We start from the raw sequence: 16,455 nt of genomic DNA, 5'->3' as shown, positions 1-16,455 counted from the left end.
ACAAATTCCGTTTAGCGCGAAAGCTGACGTTTAATTTGCTCTTGCGCGCCTTTCCATGCTTTTTCCGGATCTTGTTTCTGAGCGTCTACCGTACCAAGAGCTTTTGTAAGCTCGTTGTATACCATGTCGTCTCTTGCATCCGTATGCGCTACTTTAACATCCTTCGCCGCATCGGCGAACACGGTGCTCAAATCTTGATTGCCGAAGAACTCGTTTTTGTTGACCATTTCCGGGTTTGCGTAAATTCCCGGAGTTGACGGGTAGTTACCGAATTCCTTATAGCCTACGACCAAGTTCTCCGGGCTTACGAGGAATTTGATTACTTCGTACGCTTCTTTCGGGTATTTCGTCGATTTCAGGATACCCATGAACGATCCGCCTTGATTACCCACGCCACCCGGCGGGTAAGCGATGTTCCATTTCCCCTTCGTATCCGGCGCAGCCGCGATTACGTCTCCTACAGCCCATGACGCTCCCGAAAAGGAAGATATTTTGCCGTTGTTCATAGCCGCGTTTTTCTCGGAATCACTGGAGAATGGGAATGTTAAACCCGCTTGATAGGCTTTGACCGACAAGTCCCAAGCGCCTTTGATATGTGCCTGATCTCCGATGAATTTCCCGTCTTCGCTAAAGAAGGTTTGGCTGCTTTGACCGATAATGGTTCTGAAAATGTCTACGACCGTACCCGATTGCGATCCGGTCTTGTCTTTAACTTGCTTGAGGATATTAAAGTAATCGTCCCATGTCTTCACTTGATTTTTGATTTCCTCAGGCGTGCTTGCCGCGCCGGCTTCCTTGAACAAGTCGCTGCGGTAGTACAACACCACGGGAGCAACATCGATCGGCAAACCGATCAAATATTTATCGTCGGGGGTTGCGCCCAACTTCCATTTCCAATCCAAGTATTGAGATTGGATGTCTTTAGCTCCTTGATCGTATAGATTAACGAATTTGTCATTGTAGGTCAGCATCGTAGATATCCAGCTGTCCATGGTGACAATGTCCGGGCCGCTGCCGCCGCCCGTAATCGTTGTTTTCAATTTGGTTAAGAAGTCTCCTCCGGATGGAAGTTTCTCCGCTTGAAGGTTGACATTCGGAAATTTCGCTTTAGCCGCTTCGATTGTTGAATCGGAGATCGCGCCGTTCCAGTACCACATCTTTAATGTAACTTTTCCGTTTGCAACGCTTTCATTCGGGCTTTCGCCAGGGCTTGCATTGTTATTTTGACCGCAAGCCGTCACGACTAAGATAAAGCATAATGCTAGCAGAGCACCGGACAAGGCTTTGAATTTCATTGTTGTGTTCCCCCGATTCATTTAGTAAGTGCTACTCGTTGTAAAACTTTTGTTTTTTAAGCATTCCCAAATTACTGCAATTCGCTTTTAACCAGTATTCTTCACCACCACCTTTCAACACAGAAAGCGCATTCTGGTACCGATACCATAAATAGGCGAAAATAAATTCTGGTACCGATTCCATACTCCCTGAAAAAAATTTAGTTACGGTCGCAAAATTTTCTGGTATCGTTTTCATACTTGGCTTGAGTTCAGTATAATATGATCAACCCCGTTTGACAATAGTCATTATGCATTTCTCATTTAACCGCTTACAGGTAATATTTTCTTGCGAACCGAAGGAGTGAAACGAATCTCATGGAATTAAAGGAACGATGGATTCGGCTGTCCGACATTTTTCCGCAAATCTACCGTGCCGACCCCTATCCGTTCCGGCCGAATGAACGAATCGGGCCGCGTAAAACGCTTGTGCACACTTTTCTGTACATATTCGAAGGCAGCGGTACTCTGATAATCGGCAATACCTCCTATCCATGCATTCGTGACGATTTGTTTTATATAAAGCCGGGAACCGTTCATTATTTTCAATCCGATGCGATCCACCCCGTGGTTCATGCTTCGATTTACTTCGATTGGACCGGCGAGGAAACCCGTACCGGAGATATGTCTTTGTTTCGTTACGGCGATACGGGTTATGCTTTGTCGGGTTGCTCTCCGAACTTCCTTTTCATAGACTGCCCTCCGATTCCGGTCAAAACGCATGCCCCTCGGAATAGTAAATGGATGAGCGCTTATTTAGAGCTCATTGACGATATGGAGAAAACCCGGGAAGAAGCCGTCCTATTGAGGCGTTCCTTATTCGAGCAGTTCTTCGCCGGGATGATTGCCTATTGTCGAAAACCAACGGCTCCCGCAAGAGATCCGAGAATTCAAGCCATCGTCAATGAAATGCAAAGTCTGCCTAAGCACCCGGTCACCGTGGAACAATGGGCTTCCCGGTACGGACTCAGCACCTCTTATTTTCACCGTTTGTTCATGGAAGAGACCGGCATGAGCCCAAATGCTTACGGCACGCGATGCAAGCTTAGGAATGCCAAAAAATTATTGCGCGAGACCAATCAGCCTATCTCCGCGATTTATCAAGAGCTCGGATTCAGTTCGGTTCACTATTTCTCTAGGCTTTTTAGCAAACACTTCGGTGAATCGCCGTCCGCTTACCGAAGAAAGTCCAGAGAAGGATATAGCGATAACTTAAATGAGTAGAGAATCGTACAACAAAGATATCATTCGCCAAAGACGAGAAAACGTACAAGTACTACAATGAAAGGAATTAACCCCTGAAGAGGAAGTGACCCCATGAATCATTTTCAGCCTATTCGTTACCGCCAAGTTCATTTGGATTTTCATACGTCTGAACAAATCAAGGGCATCGGGAAAGATTTCGACGAAGATCAGTTTATCGCTTGCCTGCAGCAGGCGCACGTGGACACGGTCAACGTATTCGCGATGTGCCACCATGGATGGAGTTACTTCGACACGAAAGTCGGGAAGCCGCATCCTCATTTGGAAACCAACCTATTGCCGCGCATGTTGGACGCCTGCAAGCAGCATGACATCGAAGCTCCAATCTATATTACCGTCGGATTTAACGAGCTCTCCGCCCGCGAGCATCCCGAATGGATAGCGATAGCTCCGGAAGGCGATGATCGCTACGGTCCTCCTCCGGTAGACGATAACCAAGCTCCCCGTCCGACCGGCTTCGATGGCTGGCATATGCTTTGCTTAAATACGCCCTATTTGCAATACCTTCTCGACTATACCCGGGAAGTGATGGATAAATTCCAACCTGTTGGCATCTTCTACGACATCGTCGGCGAATACCCTTGCGTCTGCTCGTACTGCCGAGCCAGCTTGAAGGAAATGGGATTGGACGAAAACAACCCGGAGCACCGCATGCAGCTGGCCAAAAAGGTCTATTTGAATTACTTGCGGAAAACTTCGGAGCTGATCTGGTCCCTTAACCCGCAAACAAGGCTGTATCATAATTGCTGCACGGAAAAAATGGGGGAAAAGCAGTATTATCCTTACTATTCCCATTATGACATCGAATCGCTCCCGACAGGCGGATGGGGATACGATTACTTCACCAGCATGGTTCGGTATATTCGGAAGCAGGATTTCCTTTACCTCGGGATGACGGGGAAATTCCATAAGTCTTGGGGAGAATTCGGCGGCTTTAAGAATCCCGCCGCGTTGAAATACGAATGCCAGCAAATGCTCGCATTCGGCGCCAGAATATGTATCGGAGACCAACTTCACCCTAGCGGCCGGATGGACGAGGAGACGTATAGAATCATCGGCGAAGCTTACGAAGGAATTGAAGCCAAGCAGCAGTGGTGCGAAGATGCGGAGAGCGTCGCCGAAATCGCTATTCTGTCGGCCAATGCCCTCGTCGGCGCCGAAGACAGCCGAACGAGCGATATGGGTGCATACATGATGCTGGAAGAAGGCCACTATTTGTTCGATATCATCGATGATACGATGGATTTCTCCGCCTACAGGATCGTTGTGCTGCCGGACAGCATTCGAGTATCGGAAGCTCTGCAACGTAAGCTTAAAGACTATTTGGCCGGCGGCGGAAAACTGATTCTAAGCGCGGAAAGCGGACTGCGATTGGATCGGGCCGAATTCGCCTTGGACATCGGCGCGGATTTCATGGGAAAATCGGAATGGGATATCGATTATACCTTGGTTACGGACAGATTGGGCAACTCCCTCGTGAGATCGCCGTTTCTCAATTATGAATCCGGATATCGGGTTCGGGTTTCCAAAGCCGATCTATTGGCAGCTGCTTACAAGCCCTATTTCAACCGAACGTACGCGCATTTCTGTTCGCACCTTCATGCTCCGGCCGAAGGGGATGCGGGTTACCCTGCCGTTATTCGCCATGGCAACGTGATCTATATCGCCCAGCCGTTATTTAGGATGTACCGTAACCACGGCATGCAGCTTTACAGGGATCTGTTCCTGAGCTGCGTCAAACAGTTGCTGCCGGCTCCAACCGTAACAACCAACCTGCCATCGGCGGGGAAAATAAACTTAACCCGGCTGGCAACCGGGAACGATCATGTGCTGCATTTGCTTTACGCAGTCCCGATCCTGCGCGGAGACACCCAGGTGATAGAAGATGTGCCGACTTTAAGCGATATCTCTGTTAGCATTCAATTGCCAGACGGAATTAACCAAATCAAGCTTCTTCCCGAGATGACGGAAGTCCCATATTTAACGGACGAGCATGGATACACGTCCTTTACCTGCAAAGTTGCGGGCCATCAAATGATTCTTCTCCAATCTTAAACCACTAATGTTCATATAAGGGGGCTGTCCCAAAAGTGTAAACTTTTGAGCAGCTTCCTTTTTATCATTGGACCAGGTCGAACTTGGTGTAGGAATAGTTGCTGCTACTATTAATAATTCGTCCTCATTTGCGCTAAATTGGTGCTCGAAGTCGGCGTGGAGGGCCGTAGTTAGCTTTAGTCAAACTAATTGCGGCTCGGAGTCAGTGCGGAGGGTCGTAGTTAGCTTTAGTAAAACTAAACGCGGCGCGGAGTCGGTGCGAAGGGTCGTAGTTAGCTTTAGTCAAACTAATTGGGTGCACGGAGTCAGCGCGGAGGGGCGTAGGTAGCTTTAGTCTAACTAAATAGGTGCACGGAGTCACATCGGCGGGGCGTAGGTAGCTCTAGTCTAACTAAATAGGTGCACAGAGACACATCGGCGGGGCGTAGGTAGCTTTAGTCAAACTAATTGGTTGCCTGGAGTCGGCGCGGAGGGTCGTAGTTAGCTTTAGTCTAACTAATTGCGTACTGGAGGCTTTGTTTAAGGAGTTGTAGTTTGCGTAGGTTTACTAATTGCGTGAGTGGAGAGGATTTATGAGTGAAGAATGGGCTTTCCCAAAAGGGTAAAACTGATTAAGTAAATCCCAAAATATGAACAAGAAAACCTCCAAATCCACTATCAAAGTGGGGATGGAGGTTTTACTTTGGCTTGATTATTCATCGAAAGTGGGGGCTCAAAAATCCAAAATTGACTTTTGAGACAGCCCCTTTTCATTTTTCGACTCCATCCCCCCAGCTATTGCCAAGCGGCATATCCATGCATATTTTATATTAGTTAATTTTGAAGGGAGAAAAGGTTTTGAAAATTGCCGTTGGATTCGTGCATGGTATCGGAAAACAACATCCCGACTTTTATCTAGGAATGGCTGCTGCTTTAGAAAGACGATTAGCAGAGGTTTGTCCTGAAGTCGAGCTGGTTCCGGAAGGGATTTACTGGGCGGATATAACCGATAATCTCGAAAAAAAACTTCAAGAAAAGCTCTCGCCTTACCATTTAAGATGGGATAATATTATTGATGCACGGGGTTTCATGATTAATTTCGTAGGCGATGCTATCGCTTATCAGCCTCTTCCCAAAATAGACGACCCGGCACCGAAGGAATATATTTATACGGACATTCACGAGCGCTTTGCTCTAAAGCTTCAGTCGTTGGCTCACCAAGCAGGCCCGGATGCCCCGCTTTGTCTGATTTCCCATAGTCTTGGAACGATCATTACAAGCAATTATTTATATGATCTGCAAAACGGCAAAATACCTCCTCGCATTCGCGGAATTATCGATAAGAGCAATACTCCGTTAGAAAGAGGGGAAACGCTCACCCATCTTTACACAATGGGCAGCCCCATTGCATTATGGACCTTGCGGTATCATGATTTCGGCAAACCCATTTCTGTTCCGGCAATGAACCTTCGCGGTCAAGAGATCGGGGAATGGGTTAATTTTTATGATAAAGATGATGTCATTGCTTATCCAATCAAGATCCTGAGCGAGCAATATGACGAAGTCGTCAAGGATGATATCGAAGTACGGAATCCCGGTTTATTAAGCGGGACTCCTCTAGGATCGCATGGAGGCTATTATCATTCGGATGAAGTTATCGAGCGTATCGTTCAATCGCTCGCCGAGATGTACAATAAAATCACATCTCAACATGATATTGCCGCTGCTAAAACTACTGCGAGTTAAAGCTAAAAAAAGCCCATCGGCCGAAACCGATGGGCTTTAACTTTAAGAGCGTATTTACAACTTAACCGATACTGCCTTCCATCTCGAACTTGATGAGACGGTTCATCTCGACCGCGTACTCCATCGGCAATTCTTTGGTGAACGGCTCGATGAAGCCCATGACGATCATTTGCGTAGCTTCGGCATCCGATAATCCGCGGCTCATCAGATAGAACAATTGATCTTCCGATACCTTGGATACGGTCGCTTCATGCTCCAGCGTAATGTTGTCGTTCATGATTTCGTTGTAAGGAATCGTGTCGCTTGTCGATTGGTCATCGAGGATGAGCGTATCGCACTTGATGTTCGCTTTGGCACCCTCGGCATTGCGGCCGAAGGAAGCAAGTCCACGGTAAGTGACTTTACCTCCGTGCTTGGAGATGGACTTGGATACGATCGTCGAGCTCGTATCCGGTGCCAAGTGAATCATTTTCGCGCCGGCGTCCTGATGCTGTCCTTTGCCCGCTACCGCGATGGAAAGAACCATGCCTTTCGCTCCGCGACCCTTCAGGACAACCGCTGGGTATTTCATCGTCAGCTTGGAGCCGATGTTGCCGTCGACCCATTCCATCGTGGCGTTCTCTTCCGCGACCGCACGCTTGGTAACGAGGTTGTAGATGTTAGGAGCCCAGTTCTGGATCGTCGTATAACGAACGCGAGCGTCCTTCTTCACGATGATCTCTACGACCGCGCTATGAAGGGAATTCGTGCTGTATACGGGAGCCGTACAGCCTTCCACGTAGTGAACGGAGCTTCCTTCGTCGGCGATGATCAGAGTACGTTCGAATTGACCCATGTTCTCGGAGTTGATGCGGAAGTACGCTTGTAACGGAACCGTACATTGCACGCCTTTAGGAACATAGATAAAGCTTCCTCCGGACCATACCGCGCTGTTAAGCGCAGCGAACTTGTTATCCGTTGGCGGAATGACCGTACCGAAATATTCCTTGAAAATTTCCGGGTATTCTCGAATAGCCGAATCCGTATCCGAGAAAATAACGCCTTGTTTCGTCAATTCTTCTTGCATGCTGTGATATACGACTTCGGATTCGTACTGTGCCGAGACGCCGGCAAGAAACTTTTGTTCCGCTTCCGGAATACCAAGCTTATCGAAAGTCGCCTTAATTTCTTCCGGCACTTCTTCCCAAGTTTTCCCTTGTTTCTCCGACGGTTTAACGTAGTACTGGATCTCTTCGAAATCCAGATCGTCCATGTTTCCGCCCCACTTCGGCATTTCCATCTTACGGAATTGCTCCAGCGATTTCAGACGGAACTTCAGCATCCATTCCGGCTCGCCCTTCATCTCGGAAATCGTGCGAACGATTTCTTCGGTCAGACCTTTACCGGATTGGAAAATCGCCTTATGCTCATCGCGAAACCCGTATTTATACTCTTCCATATCGGGCATTTGCTTAGCCATGATCATCAACCTCCTCGTTTATTCTTCAATACCTTCGTGCTTGCCTTTGCCGTGCTCTACGCCTTTGCGAAGCGCGTTCCAAGCCAGAGTCGCGCACTTGATCCTTGCCGGAAACTTATTGACGCCCGATAGTGCCTCGACGTCTTCGTAATCCCCGAATGTGGCAGGTTCGCCTTTCATCAGGGCGGAGAAATTATCAGCCATCTGCAATGCTTCTTCCGCCGTCTTGCCCATGACCGCTTCCGTCATCATCGAAGCCGATGACATGCTGATTGAGCAGCCTTCCCCCGTGAATTTCGCATTGCGTACGATGCCGTCCTCTAGCTGAAGCTGAAGGGAAATACGGTCGCCGCAGGTCGGGTTGTTCAGGTTGACGGTAACGGATTCGTTGTCCAACTCGCCGCGGTTTCTCGGCGTTTTATAATGATCCATGATCACGCGGCGGTATAAATCATCTAATTGGCTCATAACCGAAAAACTCCTTTGTCTTGACCAGCGATTCGGCCAACCGGTCGACATCGTGCTCGGTATTGTACAGATAGAAGCTGGCCCTTGCGGTCGCGCTCACTTTCAGCCAACGCATGAGCGGCTGCGCGCAATGATGACCGGCCCGGACGGCGATGCCTTCCGTATCGAGCACCGTCGCCACGTCGTGAGGGTGAACGTCTCCAAGATTGAAGGTAACGAGTCCTACTCTCTCCTTGCGAGGTCCGTAGATCGTCAAGCCTTCAATGGCGGATAACCGCTCAATCGCATATTGGGTGAGTTTTATTTCGTGCTCATGGATGTTATCGAGTCCGATTTGCTCCAGGAAATCGATTGCCGCTCCAAGTCCGACGGCACCCGCGATCATCGGCGTACCGCCTTCGAATTTCCAAGGCAGCTCCTTCCACGTCGAATCATATAGCTCGACGAAATCGATCATCTCGCCGCCGAATTCGATCGGCTCCATGTTCTCGAGCAGCTGCTCCTTCCCATAGAGTGCCCCGATTCCTGTCGGACCGCACATCTTATGTCCGGATAACGTGTAAAAATCGACGTCGAGCGCTTGCACGTCTACTTTCATGTGAGGCGTGCTCTGCGCGCCGTCGACGACGATAATCGCGCCCTTGCGGTGCGCGATCTCGGCGATCTTCGCGATTGGATTGATCGTGCCGAGGACGTTCGAGGCATAGGCAATCGCGACGATTTTCGTCTTCGCGGTCACCGTCGCTTCAACGTCTTCCAGCGTGATCGTCCCGTCCGGCTGCAGCGGAATATATTTGAGCGTCGCCCCAGTCGCCTTCGCGGCTTGCTGCCAAGGAATCAGGTTGCTGTGATGCTCCATCGCGGTGATGACGATCTCATCGCCCTCGCGGAGCGTCTGACGAGCATAACCCGAAGCTACGATATTCAATGCCGTAGTCGTACCGCGGGTGAAAATAATCTGGCGAGAGGCCGGAGCATTGAGAAACCGGGCGACTTTCTCCCGTGCCCCTTCGTATGCGTCCGTAGCCCGCGATCCTAGCGTATGAACGCCGCGGTGGACATTGGCATTGTCCCACTCGTAATACCGTTTGATGGCTTCGATGACCGAACGCGGCTTTTGCGTCGTAGCCGCGTTATCTAGGTAAACGAGCGGGTGACCGTTAATTTCCTGGTGAAGAATCGGAAATTCCGATTTCAGTGCGATGGGATCCATAATCAGCCCAGCTTTCTTTCTAGGATGCGGTGCAATTGCTCGCGCAACCCTTTCAGCGGGATTTCGGAAACAACCGGATCTAGAAACCCGTGAATGATAAGGCGTTCCGCTTCTTTACGGGAAATTCCCCGCGACATGAGATAGTACACTTGATCTGCGTTGACTTGGCCGACGCTTGCCGCATGGCCTGCCTTAACGTCGTCTTCGTCGATGAGAAGAATCGGGTTAGCGTCTCCGCGAGCTTTTGGACTCAGCATAAGTACTTTCTCAGTCTGCTGGCCGTTCGCCTTCGTCGCGCCTTTCTCGATCTTTGTAATTCCGTTAATGATCGCCGTTGCTTCTTCTTTCATCACGGCGCGGGTAATCATATCGCTCTCGGTCGAACGGCCGAAGTGTACCGCTTGAGTCGTCAGGCTCATGCGCTGGCTGCCCGTTCCGATGGTAATAATCTTGGAATCGGACGTCGAACCGTTGCCTTTAAGCACCGATTTCGTGTCCGTAATGGAATTGCCGTTGTGCAAGTCTCCGACGATCCACTCGATACGCGCATCATTGTCGAGAACCGCGCGACGGTAAGCAATATCGATCGCGCTGCTGTCCATTTGATGTACGGCTGCATATTGAACGACTGCGCCCGCTTTCGCGAATACTTCTACCGCGCTATTATGCAATAAAGTGGAAGCTGCATCTCCTAGGGATGAGGCGACTTGTTCTACAAAGGATACGCGACTGTTGCTCTCCGCGATCACGAGAACATGTGGCATGAAAGTTGCTTCCGCATCATCCACGAACAATAGAGCTTGAATCGGTGCTTCGATCGTGACGTTACGAGGAACATATAGGAATACTCCGCCGTTCCACAAAGCTGCGTGAACAGCCGCAAGTTTATGCTCGTCTTTAGAGTACGCGGTCATGAAATGCTTGCGAAACAGCTCTTCATGATTGCGGGAGGCTTCTTCCAAGCTAGTCAGTATTACGCCTTGCGCCTTCAGCTCTTCTGAGATTTGCGTAAAGATAACCGAAGAGTTGTGCTGTACGATCAACGCGCTGCTGTTCTCTTCAGGCAGCAACGCCGTTATTGCAGCCGGCAATTCCGAAGCCGTCGTGACGGACTGTCCAGGACGACTAACTCCGTATTGATCTAATGTCCAACGCGTAAGCGGAAGCTTCTCCGGCTTAGGCAAGTTAAGCTCCGTCGCTAGTTGTCCGGCTTCTTCCCGCAAGGCCACAAGCCATGCAGGCTCGTTCTTGCTGCGAGAGATCGCGGCTGCCGCTTCCCGGCCGAAAGAGGTGGTTGGTGTACTCATGAATGCTTTGCCTCCTCTTTAAGCTTGGCCGACGGTCTCGTCGACGATGCCCAGTTCTTCTTTAACCCAATCGTAGCCTTCTGCTTCCAGACGTTGCGCAAGCTCAGGTCCGCCGGATTTCACGATGCGGCCTTGCATCATGACGTGAACGAAATCAGGCGTGATATAGTTCAGCAAACGCTGATAGTGAGTGATGATGAGGAATCCGCGGTCCTCGGAACGCATGGCGTTCACGCCTTCGGCAACGATGCGAAGGGCATCGATATCCAGACCGGAGTCGATTTCATCCAAAATAACGAGTTTAGGCTCGAGCAGCATCATTTGCAGTATTTCGTTGCGTTTCTTTTCCCCGCCGGAGAAGCCTTCGTTCAGGTAGCGGTGCATGAACTCGGGGTTCATTTCCAGTTCCTTCATCTTGCCTTCCATTTGGCGAACAAATTTAATGAGGGAAATCTCGTTGCCCTCGCCGCGACGAGCATTAATCGCGCTGCGCAAGAAGTCGGCGTTCGTTACGCCGGTAATCTCGCTTGGGTATTGCATAGCCAGGAAAAGACCCGCGCGAGCACGCTCGTCCACTGCCATCTCCAGCACGTCTTCGCCGTTAAGCGTAACGGAACCGTCGGTTACTTCATATTTCGGATGCCCCATGAGCGCGGATGCCAACGTACTTTTACCGGTACCGTTGGGGCCCATGATCGCATGAACTTCGCCGCCCTTGATCTTAAGATCGATGCCTTTCAAAATTTCTTTGCCCTCTATGGACGATTTCAGTCCTTGAATTTCGAATTGAGTAGACATGCCCTTACCTCCAAGTTTCTATGAGGATTTATTTGTAATAAATCCTTATTTATAATCATTTTAATTTGATTCTCATTGATTCTCAATAACAATTTTATGAAAGAAACAATAAAAAAGCAAACCGGGCCTTTTCCCTTTTGGGATTTAGGTCCGGATTGAGCATTATTTCGTTATTCTTATTCGTGTTCTCACCGCATCGACTTGCTTCTCGAACTCTTCATCCGCTAATACCGGCGTCTTGGGCACGGAAATCACGTCCTCAAGCCTAAGCCAAGATTTGCATCCGCCGTAACTGTCGTGCATCGGGATGACCTGAGGGGTTTCCAGCTTATATACTCGCAGTATCAATACGTGAAGCGGCTTCGTTCTTTTCCACTTTAACCGTTCTTCCGCATAATCCTCCGTCCAGATGTGCAGCTCATCGAGTCGTTGCAAAGTCTCTACGTCGGTTACTTCTATATCCTCTACGACTTCTGCGAATGAAGTTATTTTTACCGAATCCGAGTTTTCATCCGCTTCGGCCTGCGTCAAGTTCACGATCTCGCTCGCTTCCGGTTTGACCAAATGCGGTCTCTGATGCTCGTACGAGGGAAACAGGTAGAACTCCGGGCTCTCCAGCCTGAATTCCTTCGTTTCCTCGGATATGCCGCCTTTGCGCAGGACGATCACTTGACGGCCTTCCTCCAGCGCCTTGACGGCAACAGCCCACTCCCTCAGCGCAATCGGTGTCTCCATCTCATGCATCGCTCCTCTCCCACTGCTTTGTTCCTTTAGTATAGCACAGTTAAGGTTTGGGGAGGTCGATTCGCAGTTCTATATCCGGTATGGGAATGAGGCCTACAATCGGAGCGGTAACAAAAGTGAGGTTAGAATCCGGAGATAAAGCTGGGAACTCCTTGATATGTTCATTTAAGGAAGCCGACGAATGCTCACTCTAGCGGAGTTAACGAACTTTCTTTGTTATCTCGGCTCATTTCCTCCACAGCTGGCAGAGTTAACGAACTTTCTTTGTTATCTCGGCTCATTTCTTCCACGGCTGGCTGAGTTAGCGAATTTTCTTTGTTATCTCGGCTCATTTCCTCCACGGCTGGCAGAGTTAACGAATTTTCTTTGTTATTTCGGCTCATTTCTTCCACGGCTGGCTGAGTTAACGAACTTTTTTTGTTTTGTGGGTTGGTGCTTTCCTTTTGATAATGGACCGATATAAAAGAAGATTCCATTCGATTTCATTATATCGTATAATGAAGCTATCAATTAGAAGGCCCTGTTGCCCGGTCTATGACTAAAGGCACAACCTCGGAGCTGCATTCCGGGGTTGTGCTTTTTTTATTATTCTAGGTAAACGGATCCCATTAACTCAGACAAAGGAGCCCTCCTATGCTAAGAGAAGCCATTTATCACCGCCCGAAAAACAACTGGTCTTACGCCTACGACCGGGAAACGGTCCATGTACGCCTTCGCACCAAACGGGACGACGTCGCTCAGGTTACCCTCATCTATGGAGACAAGTACAACTGGCATGTCGTAGGCTCGCAAAGTTCGGAAATGAAGGTGTTCGCGAAGGATAACCTGTTCGACTATTGGCAAGCAGCCGTAAAACCGACCTTTCGCAGGCTGAAGTACGGCTTCAAGCTGCAATCCGGCAAAGAGACGTTATGGATGAACGAGCAGGGTATTCATGAGAAGGAACCAGAGAACATCTACATCTATTACGAATATCCTTTCCTCAATCCGGCGGACGTGTTCGAGCCTCCGGCTTGGGTGAAAGACGCCATATTCTATCAAATATTTCCCGAGCGTTTCGCCAAGGGCGATCCTGCAATCGATCCCGAGAACGTAGAGACCTGGGGCGGCAAGCCGACTCCAAGTAACTTCTTCGGCGGAGACCTTCAAGGAGTTATCGATCATCTCGACCATCTGGAAAAGCTAGGCATCAACGCGATTTACTTCAATCCGTTGTTCGAAGCACCGACGAATCATAAATACGATACGATCGACTACTTAAAGGTGGATCCGCATTTCGGTACGAACGAGAAGCTTAAGGAACTTGTGAAAGAATGCCATTCCCGAGGAATCAAAGTATTGCTTGACGCCGTGTTCAACCACAGCGGAGGCCGATTTCCTCCGTTTCTCGATGTTAAAGAAAAAGGCGCTAATTCGCGATATGCTGATTGGTTCCACGTTAGGGAATTTCCGCTGGAGGTTCGGGATGGCGTTCCGACGTATGACGCCTTCGCTTTCGAACCGCATATGCCAAAGCTGAACACGGAAAACGGCGAGGTCAAGGAACATCTTCTCGAGGTTGCGCGATACTGGATCGAAGAGATCGGAGTAGACGGCTGGCGCCTGGATGTCGCGAACGAGGTTGACCACCAATTCTGGCGGCAATTCCGCGATGTCGTCAAGAAGGCGAATCCGGATGCGTACATCCTCGGGGAAATCTGGCATGATTCACAGCCTTGGCTTGGCGGAGACCAATTCGATGCCGTCATGAATTACCCTTTGACAGAGGCCATGCTCGATTACGCGGTACGGGGGACGCGCGACGGCCGCCAATTCGCCGACTTAGTCGGTTATCTGAACGCCGCTTATCCGCAGCAAGCGACGGAAGCGTCCTTTAACCTATTGGGCAGCCATGACACGCCTCGATTGCTCACGCTCAGCAAAGGAGATAAGCGACGGATGAAGCTCGCCACGGCCATTCAATTCACGCTGTCGGGCACCCCTTGCATCTACTACGGCGATGAAGTGGGGTTGACCGGAGAACAAGATCCGGGTTGTCGCAAATGCATGGAGTGGGACGAGACGAAGCAGGATCAGGAGCTATTCCGGTTTTTCGCGGAATTGGTGAAGCTTCGCAAGGACCATCGAGCGCTTCGGGACGGCTCGTTCGAGGTGCTCCAATCCGAAGAGGGCAGCAAGTCGCTAGCCTACGCCCGCGAGGCAGACGGCGAGAAATTCATCATCGCCTTGAACGCGAGCAAACGTAAAGCAACCGTTGCTATTCCAGTTGAAAAGGATACAGACTTTCAAGTCGTTCTCGGCGAAGGAGAAGCTAAAGTAAAGGGCCGTAAATTGCAGGTATCTCTCCCTCCAATCAGCTACGTTATTTTGAAAGTAGGACGTTAATTCGCCGATATGGCTAACTCCATTTTTTCCTGTAGTTCGGTTTAACCTAACTGCAATGCGAATTCTATGCTCTTCAGCGCCTGCAATTCGGTTTTACCTAACTGTTTGACTAACTCAAATCCTTGAGTCCCCACACAACGAAAAGACCGTTCCCTCGCTCAATAAGAGCATGGGAACGGCCTTTTTGCGATTCATTCATCAAACTAAGAATATGGCCACTACCGTAGTGGCCGCGAGTCCGATCAGCACCGGCTTCAGGTTGCGCCGGGCAAGCTCGAACGGGCTGACGCCGCAGATGGCCGCAGAGGGATGAGCGCCCATGGAATGAGCGTGCCGCCGCCGACCCATATGGCCGCTACCTGACCGAGCGCGGTTAATGTCGCCGCTCCAGTGCCGATGGCTGTTGAGAACATATGAGCGATCGAGCCGACGAGGGAAATACCGGAGAAGCCCGAGCCGTCAAGCCCCGTGATGGCTCCGATTGCTGTCAACGTCACGGATGCCACGATGCCGTTCATCGGCACATGGTTTGCGAGCGCAACGCCGAGATCGTTGACGATCCCGTGAGAGCCTTGCAGCAAATGGTCGCCGAACAAATCCTTGAAGGCCGAATCTCCCAAGTAGAAGAAAGCCGCGATGGGAATGACCGGACCGAACACCCGGAATCCGAATTGAAAACCTTCTATTAAATAGGAGGTCGTCTCCTCTAGTCCTTTGTTTCGATGGGCGAGCATCGTTACGGCGATGAGGATCAGCACAGCAGTTCCTCCGATTAGCGCCGTCGCATTGCCTCCCTGAAGATCTAAAGCAAACATCGCCACAACGTCTATAGCGAACAGCACCGGGATACTTATCGCCAGAGCTTTCTTTGTTGCTTTAGGCAGTACAACCCCAGCTCCCGACGAGACAACGACACCAGTGACCGCGCCTTCAACCAATCCGTTTTTCCACTTTCCGTTCTTCATGTCTCTGCGCATCATCCAGAAAGCGACGATCGTCGTTACCAAGCCCATTACGATGACGAGAGGCACGCTTGCCTCCATGACTTGAGATACCGGTAGTCCCGCCGCATCGGCGGTAAGCTTAGGCGCGCCCTGAATAATATAGTCCCCCGAAAGGGCGATCCCGTGTCCGAACAAGTTCATCGCGATGGCCGCTCCCAGAGCGGGCAATCCGACGCGAAGCGCCACGGGCAGCAAGACGGCTCCGATCAAGGCAACTCCTGGCGACGGCCAGAAAAACAACGAAGTGACCAGCATGATGATGCCGATACCCCAGAAAGCCATCGTCGGCGTCCGCAGGAAACCTGTCAGCGGTTTCACCATCGTCTCGTTAATGCCCGTGATAATCAGCACCCGGCTCATCGCCACGATTATCGAGATGATGAAGATCGTGCCGATCAGCTCTTTGGTCGCATAAATGAAGCTGTTGAAAATACCGGACACCGAACCGTTCAAGCTTTCCGTGGCGATCAACCCAAGCGTGAAAATACCGGCAACGCAAACAAGCGTCGTGTCCCGTCTTTTTACGAGCAAAGCTAAAATAAATACGATAAAGGCCACGAACACCCAGTGCAATGAAGTTAATTGAATGTCCACCAGAGCCACTCTCCAGTCATTCATATAAGTGCTTCATTGTATGTGCGGAAGCGGATAGGCGTTCGTGGAGAAACCGCAGGAAATATCTCCTGCGGTTTCTTGTTAT

General features: G+C 50.1%; 12 protein-coding genes and 1 pseudogene. 4 read left to right on the top strand and 9 right to left on the bottom strand.

The window, feature by feature from the left end:
- Nucleotides 1-11: 11 nt before the first annotated feature.
- Nucleotides 12-1,295 (bottom strand): extracellular solute-binding protein, encoded by a 1,284-nt coding sequence (locus E2980_RS02160; protein WP_167746941.1) that lies wholly within the window; start codon nt 1,293-1,295, stop codon nt 12-14.
- A gap of 357 nt (nt 1,296-1,652) precedes the next feature.
- Between E2980_RS02160 and E2980_RS02155 the strand changes: the two genes are divergently transcribed.
- From E2980_RS02155 to E2980_RS02145, 3 genes are all read left to right on the top strand, one after another.
- Nucleotides 1,653-2,558 (top strand): AraC family transcriptional regulator, encoded by a 906-nt coding sequence (locus tag E2980_RS02155; protein WP_135150491.1) that lies wholly within the window; start codon nt 1,653-1,655, stop codon nt 2,556-2,558.
- Nucleotides 2,559-2,651: 93 nt separating this feature from the next.
- Nucleotides 2,652-4,652: a beta-galactosidase trimerization domain-containing protein gene (locus E2980_RS02150; protein WP_135150490.1), complete on the top strand. Its 2,001-nt coding sequence runs from the start codon at nt 2,652-2,654 to the stop codon at nt 4,650-4,652.
- Nucleotides 4,653-5,471: 819 nt separating this feature from the next.
- Entirely contained in the window at nt 5,472-6,377 is a 906-nt protein-coding gene (locus tag E2980_RS02145; protein WP_135150489.1) for a hypothetical protein, read from the top strand.
- Between the two features lie 61 nt (nt 6,378-6,438).
- On the opposite strand, the gene sufB is transcribed toward E2980_RS02145, so the two are convergent.
- The 7 genes from sufB to E2980_RS02110 form a co-directional block, all read right to left on the bottom strand.
- Entirely contained in the window at nt 6,439-7,836 is a 1,398-nt protein-coding gene (gene sufB, locus E2980_RS02140; protein WP_135150488.1) for a Fe-S cluster assembly protein SufB, read from the bottom strand.
- An 18-nt stretch (nt 7,837-7,854) separates the two neighbouring features.
- Nucleotides 7,855-8,304 (bottom strand): Fe-S cluster assembly sulfur transfer protein SufU, encoded by a 450-nt coding sequence (gene sufU / locus E2980_RS02135; RefSeq protein WP_135150487.1) that lies wholly within the window; start codon nt 8,302-8,304, stop codon nt 7,855-7,857.
- Nucleotides 8,288-9,517: a cysteine desulfurase gene (locus E2980_RS02130; protein WP_135150486.1), complete on the bottom strand. Its 1,230-nt coding sequence runs from the start codon at nt 9,515-9,517 to the stop codon at nt 8,288-8,290. The genes sufU and E2980_RS02130 overlap by 17 nt, the downstream gene beginning before the upstream one ends.
- A 2-nt stretch (nt 9,518-9,519) precedes the next feature.
- Nucleotides 9,520-10,824 (bottom strand): Fe-S cluster assembly protein SufD, encoded by a 1,305-nt coding sequence (gene sufD / locus E2980_RS02125; RefSeq protein WP_135150485.1) that lies wholly within the window; start codon nt 10,822-10,824, stop codon nt 9,520-9,522.
- Nucleotides 10,825-10,842: 18 nt separating this feature from the next.
- Entirely contained in the window at nt 10,843-11,622 is a 780-nt protein-coding gene (gene sufC, locus E2980_RS02120) for a Fe-S cluster assembly ATPase SufC (RefSeq protein ID WP_135150484.1), read from the bottom strand.
- A gap of 162 nt (nt 11,623-11,784) precedes the next feature.
- Nucleotides 11,785-12,357 carry a DUF1802 family protein gene (locus tag E2980_RS02115; RefSeq protein WP_135150483.1) on the bottom strand — a complete coding sequence of 191 codons (573 nt, stop codon included), beginning with the start codon at nt 12,355-12,357 and terminating at the stop codon, nt 11,785-11,787.
- Nucleotides 12,358-12,551: 194 nt separating this feature from the next.
- Nucleotides 12,552-12,842, bottom strand: a complete 291-nt coding sequence (locus E2980_RS02110; RefSeq protein ID WP_135150482.1) for a hypothetical protein — start codon at nt 12,840-12,842, stop codon at nt 12,552-12,554.
- Nucleotides 12,843-12,999: 157 nt separating this feature from the next.
- Here E2980_RS02110 and E2980_RS02105 point away from each other — a divergent pair, with 157 nt between their 5' ends.
- Entirely contained in the window at nt 13,000-14,751 is a 1,752-nt protein-coding gene (locus E2980_RS02105) for an alpha-glycosidase (RefSeq protein WP_135150481.1), read from the top strand.
- 198 nt (nt 14,752-14,949) lie between these two features.
- Here the strand turns inward: E2980_RS02105 and E2980_RS02100 are convergent.
- Nucleotides 14,950-16,349, bottom strand: a pseudogene (locus E2980_RS02100) (hypothetical protein).
- Nucleotides 16,350-16,455 lie beyond the last annotated feature (106 nt).

This window comes from Cohnella luojiensis (assembly GCF_004564235.1).
Lineage (GTDB): Bacteria > Bacillota > Bacilli > Paenibacillales > Paenibacillaceae > Cohnella > Cohnella luojiensis.
This window is presented reverse-complemented; position numbering and strand designations above follow the sequence as displayed.